The sequence below is a fragment of the Lentzea sp. NPDC036955 genome (assembly GCF_055608005.1).
In genome coordinates this window covers 333,048-349,921 of the sequence record NZ_JBVJRC010000003.1, presented here as the reverse complement: position 1 = coordinate 349,921, position 16,874 = coordinate 333,048, and the positions used below count along the sequence as shown (strand labels likewise).

The 16,874-nt window shown below is 71.2% G+C and carries 14 protein-coding genes and 1 tRNA gene; 3 read left to right on the top strand and 12 right to left on the bottom strand.

The features are described from left to right. Positions 1 to 14 precede the first annotated feature (14 nt). The gene (locus tag ACZ7CF_RS10830; RefSeq protein ID WP_470369477.1) at positions 15 to 1,349 is read right to left on the bottom strand and encodes a DivIVA domain-containing protein; all 1,335 of its coding nucleotides are present in this window, start codon (positions 1,347 to 1,349) and stop codon (positions 15 to 17) included. 100 nt (positions 1,350 to 1,449) lie between these two features. Between ACZ7CF_RS10830 and ACZ7CF_RS10825 the strand changes: the two genes are divergently transcribed. Continuing rightward, on the top strand, positions 1,450 to 3,063 hold the full coding sequence (locus ACZ7CF_RS10825; protein ID WP_470369476.1) for a fatty acyl-AMP ligase: 1,614 nt from the start codon (positions 1,450 to 1,452) through the stop codon (positions 3,061 to 3,063). Here ACZ7CF_RS10825 and ACZ7CF_RS10820 read toward each other — a convergent pair. The 9 genes from ACZ7CF_RS10820 to ACZ7CF_RS10780 all read right to left on the bottom strand — a co-directional run bounded on the left by ACZ7CF_RS10820 (position 3,060) and on the right by ACZ7CF_RS10780 (position 10,978). Beyond that, positions 3,060 to 3,374 (bottom strand): hypothetical protein, encoded by a 315-nt coding sequence (locus ACZ7CF_RS10820; RefSeq protein WP_470369475.1) that lies wholly within the window; start codon positions 3,372 to 3,374, stop codon positions 3,060 to 3,062. The genes ACZ7CF_RS10825 and ACZ7CF_RS10820 overlap by 4 nt on opposite strands. Positions 3,375 to 3,409: 35 nt before the next feature. After that, positions 3,410 to 3,988, bottom strand: coding sequence for an aminoacyl-tRNA hydrolase (gene pth / locus ACZ7CF_RS10815; protein WP_360385859.1), 579 nt, complete (start codon positions 3,986 to 3,988; stop codon positions 3,410 to 3,412). Next, positions 3,978 to 4,484, bottom strand: coding sequence for a DivIVA domain-containing protein (locus ACZ7CF_RS10810; protein ID WP_360385861.1), 507 nt, complete (start codon positions 4,482 to 4,484; stop codon positions 3,978 to 3,980). The genes pth and ACZ7CF_RS10810 overlap by 11 nt, the downstream gene beginning before the upstream one ends. A gap of 62 nt (positions 4,485 to 4,546) precedes the next feature. Continuing rightward, positions 4,547 to 5,152: a 50S ribosomal protein L25/general stress protein Ctc gene (locus ACZ7CF_RS10805; RefSeq protein ID WP_360385863.1), complete on the bottom strand. Its 606-nt coding sequence runs from the start codon at positions 5,150 to 5,152 to the stop codon at positions 4,547 to 4,549. A gap of 299 nt (positions 5,153 to 5,451) precedes the next feature. Next, positions 5,452 to 6,423, bottom strand: a complete 972-nt coding sequence (locus ACZ7CF_RS10800) for a ribose-phosphate diphosphokinase (protein ID WP_360386664.1) — start codon at positions 6,421 to 6,423, stop codon at positions 5,452 to 5,454. A gap of 14 nt (positions 6,424 to 6,437) precedes the next feature. Beyond that, entirely contained in the window at positions 6,438 to 7,907 is a 1,470-nt protein-coding gene (gene glmU, locus ACZ7CF_RS10795) for a bifunctional UDP-N-acetylglucosamine diphosphorylase/glucosamine-1-phosphate N-acetyltransferase GlmU (RefSeq protein ID WP_360385865.1), read from the bottom strand. A gap of 47 nt (positions 7,908 to 7,954) precedes the next feature. Further along, a complete protein-coding gene (locus ACZ7CF_RS10790; protein ID WP_470369474.1) occupies positions 7,955 to 9,697 on the bottom strand; it encodes a GGDEF domain-containing protein in 1,743 nt (580 codons plus the stop codon). After that, a tRNA-Gln gene (locus ACZ7CF_RS10785) sits at positions 9,668 to 9,738 on the bottom strand. Before ACZ7CF_RS10785 ends, ACZ7CF_RS10790 begins: the two co-directional genes overlap by 30 nt. Positions 9,739 to 9,838: 100 nt before the next feature. Beyond that, positions 9,839 to 10,978: an alpha/beta hydrolase family protein gene (locus tag ACZ7CF_RS10780; RefSeq protein ID WP_470369473.1), complete on the bottom strand. Its 1,140-nt coding sequence runs from the start codon at positions 10,976 to 10,978 to the stop codon at positions 9,839 to 9,841. A 73-nt stretch (positions 10,979 to 11,051) separates the two neighbouring features. Between ACZ7CF_RS10780 and ACZ7CF_RS10775 the strand changes: the two genes are divergently transcribed. Continuing rightward, a complete protein-coding gene (locus ACZ7CF_RS10775) occupies positions 11,052 to 11,651 on the top strand; it encodes a TetR/AcrR family transcriptional regulator (RefSeq protein WP_360386666.1) in 600 nt (199 codons plus the stop codon). Positions 11,652 to 11,774: 123 nt separating this feature from the next. On the opposite strand, the gene ACZ7CF_RS10770 is transcribed toward ACZ7CF_RS10775, so the two are convergent. Together ACZ7CF_RS10770 and ACZ7CF_RS10765 are read right to left on the bottom strand one after the other, a co-directional pair. Continuing rightward, positions 11,775 to 12,884: a PQQ-dependent sugar dehydrogenase gene (locus ACZ7CF_RS10770; RefSeq protein WP_360385871.1), complete on the bottom strand. Its 1,110-nt coding sequence runs from the start codon at positions 12,882 to 12,884 to the stop codon at positions 11,775 to 11,777. A gap of 7 nt (positions 12,885 to 12,891) precedes the next feature. Continuing rightward, positions 12,892 to 13,167, bottom strand: coding sequence for a DUF4291 family protein (locus tag ACZ7CF_RS10765; protein ID WP_470369672.1), 276 nt, complete (start codon positions 13,165 to 13,167; stop codon positions 12,892 to 12,894). A gap of 152 nt (positions 13,168 to 13,319) precedes the next feature. Between ACZ7CF_RS10765 and mfd the strand changes: the two genes are divergently transcribed. Then, a complete protein-coding gene (gene mfd, locus ACZ7CF_RS10760; RefSeq protein ID WP_360385873.1) occupies positions 13,320 to 16,874 on the top strand; it encodes a transcription-repair coupling factor in 3,555 nt (1,184 codons plus the stop codon).

The window sequence follows — 16,874 nt, the reverse complement described above, 5'->3', positions numbered from 1 at the left end:
GGCAGCAACAGGGGTCAGCGGCCTCGGCGGCGCAGTTCGTCGGCCAGCTGGGGCAGCAGCTCGTCGATGAACGACGTGTCGTAGCCCTGACCGGTCAGCAGCGCGTAGCTGAAGCGGGTCTTCACGACCTCCTCGGAGGTCGCCCCCAGCATGCCGTCGAGCGCGACGCCGATCTCCTCCAGCACCCGGTCGACCTGCGCGGTGCGGTAGCCGCGCTGGCCGGACGCCGCCTGCGGGATGCGCAGCTGGCGCAGGTCCTTCCACGACTTCACCTGCGGCATGCTGCGCACCGGCCCGGAGAGCTGCTGCTCGATCTGGGCGAGGAACGCGTCCACCTCGGTCTCGTCGTACCCGCGGCGGCCGATCAGCGGACGGGAGAAGCGGACGTCGCGGACGTCCTTGCCCGTCAGGTTGTCCTGCCCCAGCAGGGTCGCCTCGATGCGGTCGAGGAAAGCGTCCACCTGGGACTCCTGGTAACCGCGGCGGCCGCGGGGAGGGCGGTGGAACGCGACGTTGCGGATGTCCTTCGCGGTGAGCTTCCCGTCCGCAACGGCCTCGGGGCGCGGCGAGGCGGGCAGTGCGGCCTGTGGCTGCACCGGCGGGGCCAGCTGCGGACGTGGTGCCGCCGGGGGCTTCGGTGCGGGCTGCTGCCGCGGCGGCGGTCCCTGGAGCAGCGGGCGCTGCTGCGGCAACCGCGCCGTCGGAGGGGCCGCGGGTGCGGGCGGGGGAGCGGTCTCGAACATGAGCACGACCAGGTCGAGGAAGGTGTCGACGTCCTCGGAGTCGTAGCCGAACGTGCCGGGAGCGGTCTCACCGAACACCGCGTCCTGCACCTGCTGGGCGGTCAGGTTGTCCTCGCCGCGCAGGGTGGCCTCGATGCGGTCGAGGAACGCGTCGATCTGGCCCTCGTGGTACCCGCGGGTCCCCGGTCTGGGCTTGTGGAAGCGCACGGCGGCAACGTCGTCGGGGGACAGTCGCACCGCGGGCCTGAGCGCCTGCGACGTGGCGTGCGCACCCTGGGCCGGTGCGGCGGCCTGCTGGCGTTGCGGAGTGGACCGCAGCGTGTCCGCCACCAGCTCCATGAACACGTTGACCTCGTTCACGTCATAACCCGGATCACGGGTCGCCGTGCGGAACCTGACGTTCAGCACGTCCTCGCGCGTGAGGATGTCCTTGCTGCGCATGGTGTCCTCGACCCGGTCGAGAAATGCGTCCACCTCAGCCGCGTCGTAGCCGCGCCGCCCCTGCGGGGGGCGGTGGAACGCGACGAGCGCCACGTCCTGCGCGGAGAGCAGAGGTGCCGGATGCGCGGGCAGACGATGCTGCGCTCCGGGGCCGCCCCGATCCACCAATGACCTCCTCCTGCGTACCTGTACTCGGGAGTATCGCGTTTCGCGTGGCACAACGTTTCGCCCTGATGGACCAAAGGCCGCCACTACGATCACGAACATGAGTCAGTTCGTGGATGTGATGCTGGCGACGGCCGCAAACGGCAGGGACAGGGGCATGACGACGGGGGAACCCGCCGCGCCCGTCCGCCGGACCTGGGCCGAGGTGCACGAACGCGCCCGGCGGGTGGCCGGTGCGCTCGACGTGGCGCCGGGCACCGCGATCGCAGTGCTCGCCGCCGAACCCGCTGCCATCGCCCCGGCCGTGCAGGCCGCGTGGCTGTGCGGCGGCAGCGTCACGATGTTGCATCAACCCACACCGCGCACCGACCTGGCCGAGTGGGCCGAGGACACGGTGCGGGTGCTCGCCATGATCGACTCGCGGCTGGTGCTGCTCGGCAGCCCGTTCGACGCGCTGGCCCCCGTGCTGGAGCAGCACGGGATCGCCTACCGGAAGCTGTCCGAGCTCGACGGCGAGCCGATCGAAAACCCTGTTCCCACCCCCGAGGATGCCACCGCACTGCTGCAGTTGACCAGTGGTTCCACGGCCGACCCGAAGGCCGTGCGGATCACCCACCGCAACCTCATGTCGAACGCGCTCGGAATGCGCGAGGCAGCGGCGCTGGACCCCGAGTCCGACGTGATGGTGTCGTGGCTGCCGCTGTTCCACGACATGGGGATGGTCGGCTTCCTGACCGTGCCGATGCTGTTCGGCCTGGAGCTCGTGAAGGTCACGCCGGTCGACTTCCTGGCCCGCCCCACCCTGTGGGCGGACCTCATCACCCGCCACAAGGGCACGATCACCGCCGCGCCGAACTTCGCCTACGCGATCGTGGCCCGCCGCCTGGCGTCCTCGTCCGACTCGTTCGACCTGTCGACCCTGCGCCTGGCGCTCAACGGCGCCGAGCCGATCGACCCGGCCGCCGTGAAGTCGTTCATCGACGCCGGTGCCCGCTTCGGCCTGCGCCCGGAGTCGATCCTCGCCGCCTACGGCATGGCCGAGACCACGCTGGGCGTCGCCTTCGCACCGCTGGACACCGGCCTGGAAGTAGACGTCGTCGACGCCGACGAGCTGGAGGCCTCACGCCAGGCCGTGCCGTCCGAGACGGGCCGCGCCTACCCGCTGCTGGGCCCGCCGCTGCCCGGCCTGGAACTGCGGGTCGTCACCGACACCGGTCAGGTCATGGGCCTGCGCGGCGTCGGCGAGATCCAGCTCCGCGGCGACGCCGTCACCCCCGGCTACCTGACCGTGGACGGTCCCCTGGCGACGCAGGACGCCGAGGGCTGGCTGTCCACCGGCGACCTCGGCTACGTCGTCGAGGACGGCCAGGTCGTCGTCTGCGGCCGCCGCAAGGACGTCATCATCATGGGCGGCCGCAACATCTACCCCACCGACGTGGAACGCGCCGCGTGCTCCGTCGAGGGCGTGCGCGCGGGCAACGCGGTTGCCGTGCGGCTGGACGCCGGAACCCAGCGCGAACGCTTCGCCGTGGTCGTCGAGTCGAAGCTCGCCGGCGACGCGGACGCGGAGAAGGGGCTGGTCAAGGAGGTCACGGCCCGCGTGGTCGACGCGGTCGGGTTGCGGCCGTTCTCCGTCGTGGTGCAGCCGCCGGGGACGTTGCCGAAGACGCCGTCGGGCAAGCTGCGTCGGTCCGCGGCGGCCGCACTGGTCTAGTAGAGGTCATCGAGTTCGTCGAGTCGCCTGCGCAGCTCCCGCGCGCTCGTGCGGGGGAGCGCGCAGGCGACGGCGTCGAGGAGGTCGCGGGCCCTGAACGGATCTTCTTCCGGGTAGTAGTCCCACTCCCACGGCGTCTCGTCCATCCACCGGTGCCGTGCCGGAGAGGCGAGCCAGCTGGTCCAGACGCGGAGCGCGAGCTCGACCGAGCCGGGGCCGAGGTAGTTGCGGGAGCGTTCGATGCGGCCCAGGTCGGCGAGGAGCCGGCCGGACAAGCCCTTGAGCACGTCGGGGCGGCGCTTCCGCGGCATGGCCCTTTCGGTTGGTCATGCGCTCAGCGCACGGCTCAGTGGAAGGCGTTTTGCGCGGCTTCCAGGCCCTTCGAGATGAGGGCCTCCGTCGCGTCCGCCGCCCGGTCGATCTCCAGGGCGAGCTGCTTGCGTTCGACGGTGGAGAAGTCCTTCAGCACGTAGTCGGCGGGGTCCATGCGGCCCGGCGGGCGGTCCACGCCGAAGCGTACGCGGTGGTAGTCCTTGGTGCCCAACGACTTCGTGATGGAGCGGAGTCCGTTGTGGCCGTTGTCGCCGCCGCCGAGCTTCATCCTGACCGCGGCGAACGGGAGGTCGAGCTCGTCGTGGACGACGACGATCAGGCCCGGCTTGTAGAACTTCGCCGCGCTGGAGACGGGGCCGCCGGAGAGGTTCATGAAGCTGCGCGGCTTGGCGAGGACGACGCGGCGGCCGGACAGGCGGCCCTCGACGACCTCGGCGCCGGACTTGTGGGCCTTGAACTTGCCGCCGACGCGGGCGGCCAGCTCGTCGAGGACGAGGAAGCCGATGTTGTGGCGGTTGCCCTCGTACTTCGGGCCCGGGTTGCCCAGGCCGACGATCAGCGCGAGGCCGTCTCGGGCGAGCTCATCGTCCACGGAAGCGCAGCTCCTGCTCGATCTCGTCCAGCAACGTGTCCACGGCCTGCACCTGGTACCCGCGACCCAGCAGACCGGACGTGGTGCTGAACCGGGTGTTGCGGACCTCGGTGGAGGTCATCGCGCCCCTGCCGTCCAGGTTGGCCGCGGCACGGGCGAGGAAGGCGTCGACCTCGACGCGATCGTAGCCGGTGCTCGACCTGGGGATCTTGCGCGCCGTCAGGTCCGCGCCGGTGTTCAGGCCGGTCGGCGGCACGATGCCGGCGCGGACCTGGAACTCCAGCAGGTGCAGCAGCTCGTCCACGGCCTGCGGGTCGTAGCCGTTGGGCACCGCGGCGAACCGGACGGTCTGCACGTGCTCAGGGTTGAGGCGCATCCGGCCGGCCAGCGCGTCGGCGATGATCAGCAGGAACTCGTTCACCTGGCCGGGGTCGTAGCCCTGGCGCTTGCGGCGGAACGTGCGACCGCGGATCTCGGCCGGACTCAGGTACTGCAACGGCGCGCCTCCCCCCTCGTGAGGGGGTGGCGCGCCGTGTGTCCGGCCCGACGTGATGGGGCTCAGCTCTCCTCGGTGGCCTCGGCCGGGGTTGCAGCGGTGTCGTCGCCCTCCATCTGAGCCGCGGACGGCGCCTCGTTGACGGCGACGACGAGAGCGTCGGCGTCAGTGATCAGGGCGGCGCCTTCCGGCAGCGTCAGGTCACTGGCGTGGATCTGCGTGCCCGCGGCGACGTCGGCGATCGACAGCTCGATCTGCTCCGGGATGTTCATCGCGTCGGACTCGATCTGGATCGTGCTGAGGTCCTGCGTCAGCAGCGTGCCCGAAGCGGGCTCGCCCGAGATGACCAGCGGCACCTCGACGGTGACCTTCTCGCCGCGCTGGACGAGCAGCAGGTCGACGTGCTCGATGTAGTTCTTGATGGGGTGCGTGGTGACGGTCTTCGTCAGCGCCAGCTCACTACCGCCGTCGAGGGCGAGGGTGAGGACGGCGTTCTGACCGTGCTCGCGGACGACACGGGCGAACTCGAGCGCCGGCAGGGCCAGGTGCTTCGGGTCGGAACCGTGGCCGTAGAGGACCGCGGGGATCTTGCCGGCGCGACGGGTACGGCGGGCGGCGCCCTTGCCGAATTCGGTGCGCTGCTCAGCGGCGAGACGAACCTCGGACACGGTGGGGTACTCCTTACAAGTCTGGCCTTGTACGTCGGGGCGGTGCACAAGTATCAGCGGTTGAGGCTTGGGGTGGTGGCCAGCGGCGGCGAGCAGCGCGGAAACGGTCAACACGCGCGGCATCAAGCCACCGCGTCGATCACGCCGAGCTGTGGAGCTCGCCCTCGCCGAGGCAACCCGACCAGTGTAGGTGAGTGGCGTCGACAGGCCTAATCGGGGGGTCCTCGCGAACGCACGCGGGGACCTTTCGTACTCCCAGACGGTACGAAAGGTCCCCGCGTGCGGTCAAAGAACGGAGGTCAGGCGTTGCCGTCGAACAGCGAGGTGACGGAGCCGTCCTCGAAGACCTCCTGGATCACGCGCGCGAGCAGCGGCGCGATGGACAGCACGGTCATGTTCGGGAACCGCTTCTCCGCCGGGATCGGCAGGGTGTCGGTGAACACGACCTCGCGGGCACCCGAGTCCTGCAGGCGCTGGGTGGCAGGGCCGGAGAGGATGCCGTGCGTCGCGGCGATGACCACGTCGGCGGCACCCTCGCTGAGCAGCTGCTTCACGGCGCCGGCGATGGTGCCGCCGGTGTCGACCATGTCGTCGATCACGATGCAGAGGCGGCCCTCGACCTTGCCGACCACGCGGTTCGAGACGACCTCGTTGGGTCGCAGCGGGTCGCGGGTCTTGTGGATGAACGCGATCGGCGCGCCGCCGAGCGTGTCCGCCCACTTCTCGGCCAGCTTGGTGCGGCCGGCGTCGGGGGAGACGACGGTGAGCTCGTGGCCCGCGTACTTGCCGCGGATGTGGTCCGCGAGCAGCGGCATGGCCCACAGGTGGTCGACCGGGCCGTCGAAGAAGCCCTGGATCTGGGCCGTGTGCAGGTCGACCGAGACGAGGCGGTCGGCGCCGGCGGTCTTGAACATGTCCGCGATGAGGCGGGCGGAGATGGGCTCGCGGCCGCGGTGCTTCTTGTCCTGCCGGCCGTAGGGGTAGTACGGCAGGATCACGGTGATGCGCTTGGCCGAGGCGCGCTTCAGGGCGTCGACCATGATCAGCTGTTCCATCAGCCACTGGTTGATGGGCGCGGTGTGCGACTGGATCACGAAGGCGTCGCAGCCGCGGACCGACTCCTCGAAGCGGACGAAGATCTCGCCGTTCGCGAAGTCGTAGGCCTGTTGCGGGGTCACGGTGACGTTGAGGTGCTTCGCGACCTCTTCCGTCAGCTCCGGGTAGGCACGCCCTCCGAAGAGCATCAGGTTCTTCTTCGGTGTGCCGGGCATCTGCGGGTTCACGGTCAGCGACCCTCCTCAGTCTTCTCGGAATTCTGCTGCGCGAGTGCCGCGGCCGCTGCCTGGGCGGCTGCCGTGCCCTCGCGCCGGCTGATGACCCAGCCTTCGAGGTTGCGCTGTGGGCCGCCGGACACGGCGAGCGCGCCCGGTGGGACGTTGCGGCGCAGGACCGTGCCCGCGCCGGTGTAAGCACCATCGCCCACCGTCACCGGCGCTACGAACATGTTGTCCGAGCCGGTGCGGCAGTGGGATCCGACGATCGTGCGGTGCTTGTTCACCCCGTCGTAGTTGACGGTTACCGATGCTGCACCGATGTTGCTGTGATCACCGATCGTGGCGTCACCGATGTAGGACAGGTGGGGGACCTTCGAACCCTCGCCGATCGTCGAGTTCTTCGTCTCGACGAACGTGCCGATCTTGCCCTTGACCCCCAGAGACGTGCCGGGGCGCAGGTAGGCGAACGGGCCGACGCTCGCGCGCTCGCCGATGACCGAGTCGCTGCCGTGCGTGCGCACGACCGACGCGCCGTCGCCCACCGTGACGCCGGACAGCGTGGTGTCCGGGCCGACCACGGCACCGGCGCCGATCACCGTGCCCGCGCGGAGCTGCACGTTCGGCTCGATCAGCGCGTCCTGGCCGATCCGCACGTCCGCGTCCACCCACGCCGAGGACGGGTCGACGAACGTGACGCCGGAGCGCAGGTGGCCCTCGACGATCCTGCGGTTCATCTCGGCGCCCACGGCGGCCAGCTGCACGCGGTCGTTGATGCCCTCGACCAGCCAGCGGTCGGACGCGACCAGCGCGCCGACCCGCAGGCCGTCGCCGCGGGCGATGCCGAGCACGTCGGTCAGGTACAGCTCGCCCTGGGCGTTGTCGGTCGACAGCCGCGACAGGCCGTCGCGCAGCACGGCGGCGTCGAACGCGTACACGCCCGAGTTGATCTCGGTGATCAGCCGCTCGGTCGCGGAGGCGTCCTTCTGCTCCACGATGCCCTGCACGGTCCCGTCGGGGTCGCGCACGATCCGGCCGTACCCGGTGGGGTCGTCCACCACGGCGGTCAGCACGGTCACGGCGTTGCCGGCGGCCGAGTGCTCGGCCAGCAGGGCCCTGAACGTCCCGGTGTCGAGCAGCGGGACGTCGCCGTAGCTCACGACCACGGTCCCGCCCAGGTCGTGGGGCAGCTCCGCCAGACCGCAGGAGACCGCGTGCCCGGTGCCCTTCTGCTCGGCCTGCACGGCGACGGTGACCTTGCGGCCCAGCGCGCCGGACAGCGCCTCCAGGTGCTCGGTGACCGCTTCACGGCCGTGTCCGACGACGACGGCCAGGTGGTCGGGGTCTGTGCCCGCCGCCGCACGCACCGCGTGTTCGACGAGAGACCGTCCGGCGATCCGGTGCAGCACCTTCGGCGTGGACGACCGCATGCGGGTGCCTTCCCCGGCGGCGAGCACGACCGTGCTGACAGGGCCTTCGAGCATCAATGCTCTCCCTAACAGGCTGGGTGGTTCGAAGTCCGCGGACCAGCCTAAGCCTCCGCGGAGGGCTCCCCCGCCACGGCCGCGACCCGGCAGCCGCCCTGGCGCTTCGCCACGTACATCGCCGAGTCGGCCCTCGACAGGGCCTGGTTGGCGGATTCACGCGGGCGCAGCGAGATGACGCCGACCGACAGCGTCACCCCGCGGGAGAGGTCGATTGGCAGGCCTGCCACCGCATCCACCGCCCGTCCGAGCGCGGCCTCCGCGGCGTGCAGGGGTGCTCCCGGCAGCAGCACCACGAACTCGTCGCCGCCGTAGCGGGCCACCATGTCGTCGCCGCGCAGGGCCTGGCGGAGTGTGCTGGCAATCACCCGAAGAACATCATCACCCTCGGCGTGGGAATGCCGGTCGTTCACGCCCTTGAACCCGTCGAGGTCCACCAGCGCGACCGAGAACGGGTAGACCTCGCCCGAGATGAGCTCGCGCATCTTGTCGTCGAGCGCGCGCCGGTTCGGCAGCCCGGTCAACGGGTCCTGCAACGCCTGCTGCGCGATCGCACCGTGGGTGCGCGTCAGCCGTTCGTGTTCACGTCGCGTCGTCAGCGTGGCGACCCGCGACTCGCGCATCTGCCAGAGCTCCAGCTCCAGCGCCGCGTTGTAGGCCTCCAAAGCGGACGTCGTGTGTGGACCGCAGAGGTGCGCGTACTCGCGTTCGAGCGACAGCAACAGCGACGGTTCCGACGTGTCGTGCTCCATCTGCGTGCGGGTGTCGCCGAGCACCTTCAGCGCGTCGTCCAGCCGGTTGGCCTTGACCAGGCACCGGGCCAGCGCTATCGCGACGATGATCAGCTCCCGCGCGTACATCGACAGCCCGCGCAGCGACCACAGCCGGTCGAGGTGGTCCTCGCTCGGGCGGGTCAGCGCCTGCGCGGCACCGAGGATCGGCACCTGCTCGGCGGCGTCGAGGTCGCGCCGGCCGGGGTGCAGCGACTGCCGGAACGGCACCTCCGCGGCCTCGGCGAGCCCGGCGGCGACCCGGAACTGCTCATCGGCCTCCTGCCGGAAGTTCACCCGTTCGAGGCGCAGGCCCCAGCCGATCCGCAACCGCGTGCGGTTCACCAGGTGCACGTAGATCTGGTGCGGCTGGCCGCTCTCCCACAGCGCGTTGTGCGCGCGGGCCAGCACGTCGTCGGCCATCTCGTAGACGCCCAGCTGGGTCAGCACCAGCGCGATGTCTTGCAGAGTCGTGGCCAGCAGCTGGTCCCACGTGCGCTTGTCGAAGACCGGGTCGGGCTCCGGCTCCTCGTCGAGCATCATCGCGAGCGCCGCCGCGATCTCGGTGAGCGCCTTGTCCTCGGCGTTGCCCAGCAGGAACCGGCGGCCGCGCAACGCCCGCGCGTCCGCCTCCAGCACGATCAGGCCGTGCCGGCGGCAGTGCGCGAGCATCTCGTCGAGCTGCGGGTCCGACATGTCGACCAGGCCGGGCGTGACCAGCCGGACCACGGCGGCGGCGCGCAGCAGCTGCGCGACGATGCGGGGCTCACCGCGGCCCTGCGCCTCGGCCAGGATGTGGTCGATCTCGTTGGCCGCGTCGAGCTGCGCGGCGAGGTGGCTGCTCTGGGCCACGGCGACGAGCTCGCTCGCGCGGCCCACCAGCCACGCGTCGGACATCTCGTGGTGGCGGCGGCCCACGTTGCCCTGCTCGTCGACCGTCTCCTCGGGCAGCTCCGCACCTCCTGAAGACCCACGCGAACCAGTGTCCAGCTCCGCCACCAGGATTCGAACCTGGACCATCGGAACCAAAATCCGAGGTGCTGCCTTTACACCATGGCGGAACGGACGAGCCGGAGCCCGTCCTGCGCACATGTTGTCACGAGACCCGCTCCGCTTGTCCAACCACCACTCGACCGGCCGTGGCGGTGATCCGCCGCGAGATCACCGCCGCACGCCGATCGTGCTGGTCAGGAAGTCGCCGAGCTCCCTGCGGTACGTGTCCGGCGCCACATTCCATCCCGAAGTGTGGTCGGCACCGGGGATCTCCACGTACCGCAGCGGCCACCCGAGACCGCCCGCCGCGGCGGCGAGGTCGCGTGACGACTGCGCGGGCACGGTGCCGTCCGCGGTGCCGTGGAAGACCAGCGTCGGGGGCTTGACCGCCGGCGGGTTGCGGACCAGGTCGAAGCGGTCGAAGTCGAGGTCGGCGCGCCAGCCGGAGACCAGCTCGGCGACCGGTGTGAGCCACGTGGGCACGCCCCGGTTGCGCGCCTGCAGGTCCAGCGTCTTTGACCAGCTGGTGACGGGGGAGTCGAGCACGACCCCGCTGACCGCGGCGGCCGTGCCGGAGCGGGCCAGGGTCTGCCCGACGATCGCGCCGCCCATCGACCAGCCGTAGAGCACGACCTCCCGCGCGCCCCTGCCCTGCGCGTACCGGATGGCCGCCTCGACGTCGCGCCACTCGGTGTCACCCAGGTGGTAGAAGCCGTCGGGGGAGGCGGGGGCGCCCGCGTCGTTGCGGTAGGTGATCAGCAGGACGGGCAGCCCGGCGCTGTGCAACTGCGGAACCACCCGCAGCGCCTCCTCCCGCGACGCGCCGCGGCCGTGCACGGTGACGACCCACGTGTCGCTGTTCTCGGCCGGCACCAGCCACGCGGGCATCTCGCCGAGCTCACCGGGCACCCGGACCTCGCTGTAGGTCAGGCCCAGCGTGGTCCTGGGGTCGCCCTCGTAGACGTCGGTCTCGATGCGCACCCGCGTGCCCTCCGGCGGCGCGGTGCCCTCCAGCAGCGGGCGTTCGACGCGGCCGTTCCGCGTCGCGGCCACGTCGCCGACCTTGGCGCTGCCGCCCGGCCAGACGAGGCCGAACGTGCCGGCCAGGGTGGACAGCCTCGACTCGGCCAGCACGACGGTGTCGCCGTCCCCGCCGAGCGAGGTCTCCGGGTACCGCTGCGGCACCTCGGCCGGTACCAGCAGCTCATCGCTGTAGTACCAGCCGATGCCGCCCAGCGCCGCCGTGACCAGCACGAGAAGGGACAGCAGCGTGGCTGCGGTGATCCGGATGATCTTGCGTCTGGCCATGGCCAGATCATCCACCGCCGCGGGCCGGACCGTGAGCCCGGCCACGTACGCTGGCTCGGTGGCACGGGTCAGGATGACGGGCGGGGAACGCCGCGAGCAGCTCCTGGACGTCTCCCGCTCCCTGTTCGCCGAGAAGGGCTTCGAGGCCACCTCGGTCGAGGAGATCGCGCACCGCGCCGGCGTCTCGAAACCGGTCGTCTACGAGCACTTCGGCGGCAAGGAAGGCATCTACGCCGTCATCGTCGACCGCGAGATGCGCCGCCTGATGGACCAGATCAGCACCGCGCTGGTGGTCGGCAGCCACCCGCGTGAGCTGCTCGAACAGGCCGCCTGCGCGTTGCTCGACTACATCGAGGGCTCGACCGACGGGTTCCGCATCCTGGTGCGCGACTCGCCCGTCGCCTCCACCTCCGGCACGTTCTCGTCGCTGCTGAACGACATCGCCTCGCAGGTCGAGCACATCCTCGCCCTGCACTTCGCGGAACGGGGTTACGACCGCGGGCTCGCGGGGCTGTACGCGCAGTCGCTGGTCGGGATGGTCGCGCTGACCGGGCAGTGGTGGCTGGAGGCGCGCAGGCCGAAGAAGGACGAGGTGGCGGCGCACCTGGTCAACCTCGCCTGGAACGGCCTGTCGGCGCTGGAGCACGAGCCCCGGCTGCGGTCCCGTTCCTGAGAGGGCGAAACGGAACGGGCCCCGCGCAGCGATGTCCCGGGTGGACGCACCGCGCCGTACGTCGAGGGGTCGAGCGGCACGGCGGTGGCCACGTGGTGGAGAGGGCCCGCGGTGCTGCGGGCCCTAGGCGGCCCCGGTGAGCTTGAGCAGCTTGTCGCCCGACCCGTTCGACGTCGTGACGTAGAGCGCCCCGTCGGGTGAGGTGCGGGCGGCGCGCAGCCGGCCGTACCGGTCGTTCAGCTCCTCGGGGATGCTGACGTCCCGCACCTTCCCGGCCTCGTCGAGGGTGAACAGCAGCAGCTTCGAGCCCTTCAACGCGGTGATCGCGAGCTTGCCGCCCCAGAACGCCGCCTGGCAGATCGCCTCCGTTGGCGACCCGGACGACCACACCGCGGGCACCGCGTCCGGGAACCGCTGCAGGTCGGTCATCGGCACGGACTCGTCGTACCCGCCCTGCGTGCCGCCCCTGGACGGGTCCCACCCGTAGTTGCCGCCCGCCTTCAGCAGGTTGACCTCGTCGTCGACCGACGGCCCGTGCTCGCTGGAGAACACCTGGTCCGTGCCCGGCCGGAACGCGACGCCCTGCACGTTGCGGTGCCCGAAGCTGTGGACCCGCCGCTCGTTGGCGTCGGCCGACGACTCGAACGGGTTGCCCTTGGCGCCCTCGCCGGTCTCGGGGTCGATCCGCAGCACCTTGCCGCCCAGGCTGGTCCGGTCCTGCGGGTTGCGCCCCTGCGCGACGTCACCGGTGGCCACCCACATCGCACCGTCCGGCCCGAGCGTCGGCCGGCACCCGGAGTGCCGCCCGCTGGAGTTCGACGGCATGCCGGTGAGCAGGTCCTTCGCCTTCGTCGCCTTGGTGCCGTCGAGCCGGTACGTCACCAGCCGGACGTCCCCGGTCGTGTTGTAGCAGGTGGTGAAGCGCTGCCCGTCCGGGTGGACGACGAGGCCCATCAGGCCGCCCTCGCCGCGCGCCTGCAGGTCGGTCAGGTCGATGTCGACCGGCGTGACCTGGCCGTTCTTGACGAGCTTGAGCGTGCCGGGGCGTTCGGTGACGAGCACAGAGCCGTCCGGCAGGAAGCCGAGGTCCCAGGCGTGCTGGAACCCGCCCGCGACCTCCTCCACCCGGAGGCCCTGCGGCGCGGGGGCCTTCGACGGCGCGGTGCCGCCCGGTTCGGGGGAGGAGCAGGCGGCGAGGGCCAGGACCGAGACAGCAGCAACGAGTGCGCGCATGTCCCAACTATGCGTTTTGTGCCGTTGCGGCGCCGTAAGGCCGCTCGATCGGCAGCAGAGCACGGGCCGTGTCGTCGTCGTTCGCGCGGACCGCCGCGTGCACCTCGCGCGCAAGGCCGGTCACGTCCGTGATGCTGACCGTCCACTCGGTGATCCACACGGCCGGCACCCGCTCCAGCTTGAACGGCGGCACGAACCGTTGCGCCGCAACGGTCGGACCGGCGATCGCGGGCGAGCAGGCCTGGTGGACCACGATGGTCTGGTCGTCGAAGCCAGCCCTGATCCGTCTCTTCCCCGCGCACCCAGCGTGACCGCTCGACCCCCGCCGGAGCCACCCGATGAGTGGTCGCGGAACGGGCTATGGTGGGCAGCCGAGACCCCTCGCCCCAGGCAGGGGTCTGTCTGGCGTCTCCCACTCGACGGGGTTTGGAAATCATGCCGCTGCTCGGCCTGCTCGACGGTGTCCTGCCCGACAAGGCCCTCCGCACGTTGATCGACTCCGCCGGTGTGCCCGAGCTGGCGCTCGACGGCCCGTTGGCCGCTCGCCCGCTCGTGGCCGCCGCGCTGTCCACCGTCCGGCCCGTCCTGGCCGTCACCGCGACCGGCCGCGAGGCCGAGGAGCTCACCAACGTCGTCCGCGACCTCATCGGCCACGACCGGGTCGCGTTCTTCCCGAGCTGGGAGACGTTGCCGCACGAGCGGCTCAGCCCGCGCGCGGACACCGTCGGCGCGCGGCTGCAGGTGCTGCGCAGGCTCAGGCACCCCGAGGGCAACCCGATCAAGGTGCTGGTCACGACGGTCCGCAGCCTCATCCAGCCGATGGCGCCCGGCCTGGGCGACCTCAGGCCGGTGCACCTGGTGGTCGGCGAGGAGCAGGACTTCGCCGAGCTCGTCACGCGGCTGGCCGAGAACGCCTACACCCGCGTCGACATGGTCGAGAAGCGCGGCGAGTACGCCACCCGCGGCGGCATCCTCGACATCTTCCCGCCCACCGCCGAGCACCCCTACCGCGTCGAGTTCTGGGGCGACGAGGTCAGCGAGATCCGGCCGTTCTCCGTGCAGGACCAGCGGTCGCTGCCCGAGGAGGTGCAGGAGTTCGTCGCGCCGCCGTGCCGTGAGCTGCTGCTGACCGACGACGTGCGGCACCGCGCGGCCGAGCTGGCGCAGGAGCACCGGTCGGACGCGCACCTGGCGGAGATGCTGGAGAAGATCTCCGGCGGCATCGCGGTCGAGGGCATGGAGGCGTTGATCCCCGCGCTGTGCCCCGGCGAGCTGCAGATGCTCACGGACGTGGTGCCCAGGGGCACGCACGTGCTGCTCAACGACCCGGAGAAGATCCGCGCCCGCGCCGCCGACCTGGTGCGCACCGGCCAGGAGTTCCTGGAGGCGTCGTGGATGGCGGCCGCGGGCGGCGGCAAGGCGCCGATCGACCTCGGGCGCAGCGCGTACCAGGGGATCGGTGAGGTCTCCGAGAGCGCGCGGGCCGGCGACCGTCCGTGGTGGACGCTCAGCCGGCTCACCACCGACGCCACCGACGTGGTGCACCTCGACGTCAAGCCGGTCGAGGCCTACTCCGGCGACGTCGAGCGGGCGTTCGCGGACCTCAAGGCGCACACGGCGACCGGCGGCGCGGCCGTGCTCGTCGTGCCCGGCGCCGGCACCGCGCACCGGGCCGAGGAACGGCTCAAGGAGGCCGAGGTCCCGGCCGTCTGCGTCGAGTCCCTCGACGAGGCGCCGAAGGCAGGCCTGGTCACGGTCGTGCGCGGTGCGCTCGAGGACGGCTTCGTGCTGCCGGACCTCGCGCTGGTCGTGCTGACCGAGACCGACCTGACCGGTGGCCGCGGCGGCACGTCCACGAAGGACATGCGCAAGATGCCGTCCAAGCGGCGCAACGCGGTCGACCCGCTGGCGCTCAAGGCCGGCGACTTCGTCGTGCACGAGCAGCACGGCATCGGCAAGTACGTGGAGATGGTCCAGCGCACCGTCGCCGGAGCGACCCGCGAGTACCTGGTGCTGGAGTACGCGTCGTCCAAGCGCGGTCAGCCCGGCGACCGGCTGTTCGTGCCGACCGACCAGCTCGACGAGGTCAGCCGGTACGTCGGCGGTGAGCTGCCCACGCTCAACAAGCTCGGCGGCAGCGACTGGAAGAACACGAAGTCCAAGGCGCGCAAGGCGGTCAAGCAGATCGCGGCCGAGCTGGTGCAGCTCTACGCGGCCCGGCAGTCGGCGCCCGGCCACGCGTTCGCGAGCGACACGCCGTGGCAGCGCGAGCTGGAGGACGCGTTCGCGTTCACCGAGACGCAGGACCAGATGGCCGCGATCGACGAGGTCAAGGCCGACATGGAGCGCGGCGTGCCGATGGACCGCGTCATCTGCGGTGACGTCGGCTACGGCAAGACGGAGATCGCGGTGCGCGCGGCGTTCAAGGCCGTGCAGGACGGCAAGCAGGTCGCGGTGCTGGTGCCGACGACGCTGCTGGCCCAGCAGCACCTCAACACGTTCTCCGAGCGCATGCGCCAGTTCCCGGTGAACATCAAGGGCCTGTCCCGCTTCACCGACCCGCAGGAGTCCGAGCAGACCGTCGCGGGCCTCGCGGACGGCGCGGTCGACATCGTCATCGGCACGCACCGGCTGCTGCAGAAGACCGTGCGGTACAAGGACCTCGGCCTCGTGATCGTCGACGAGGAGCAGCGGTTCGGCGTGGAGCACAAGGAGCACATCAAGGCGCTGCGCACGCACGTCGACGTGCTGACCATGTCCGCGACGCCCATCCCGCGCACCCTGGAGATGTCGCTCGCCGGCATCCGCGAGATGTCGACGATCCTCACCCCGCCGGAGGAGCGGCACCCGATCCTCACCTACGTCGGCGCGTACGACGACAAGCAGGTCGGTGCCGCGATCCGCCGCGAGCTGCTGCGCGACGGCCAGGTCTTCTTCGTGCACAACCGGGTCTCGTCGATCGAGAAGGCCGCGCGCCGCATCCGCGAGCTGGTCCCGGAGGCGCGGGTCGTCACCGCGCACGGCCAGATGAACGAGGACAAGCTCGAAAAGATCATCCAGGGCTTCTGGGAACGCGAGTTCGACGTCCTCGTCTGCACCACGATCGTCGAGACCGGTCTCGACATCTCCAACGCCAACACGCTGATCGTCGAGCGCGGCGACCTGCTCGGCCTCGCCCAGCTGCACCAGCTGCGCGGTCGCGTCGGCCGCGGCCGCGAACGCGGGTACGCGTACTTCCTCTACCCGCCCGAGACGCCGCTGACCGAGACCGCGCACGACCGGCTCGCGACGATCGCGCAGAACACCGAGCTGGGCGCCGGCATGGCGGTCGCCATGAAGGACCTGGAGATCCGCGGCGCCGGCAACATCCTCGGCGCCGAGCAGTCCGGTCACATCGCGGGCGTCGGCTTCGACCTGTACGTGCGCCTGGTCGGCGAGGCGGTCGAGGCGTTCCGCAAGCACGCGGGCGCCGACGGCGGTGCCGAGGAGGAGGAGCTCGCCGAGGTGCGGGTGGACCTCCCGGTCGACGCGCACATCCCGCACGACTACGTGCCCGGCGAACGGCTGCGGCTGGAGGCCTACCGCAAGATCGCGGCCGCCGCCGACGAGGCCGCGCTCCAGTCCGTCTGGGACGAGCTCAAGGACCGCTACGGCACGCCGCCGGAGCCGGTCGAGCGCCTGCTCGGCGTGGCCAGGCTGCGGCACACCTGTCGCCGCCACGGGGTCACCGAGGTGATCGCGATGGGCCAGAACATCCGGTTCGCGAAGCTGGAGCTGCTCGACTCGCAGCTCGTCCGGCTGCGCCGGCTGTTCCCCAAGGCCGTCTACAAGCAGGCGGTGGGCACGGTCACCGTGCCTAGGCCGACGGAGGGAGCGGCGGGCGGCCGGATGGGCGCACCGCAGCTGCGGGACCAGGAGCTGCTCGACTGGTGTGGCGCGTTCCTCGGCTCTCTGGCGGGGACTCCCGTGACCGGAGTCACCACGGCGTGA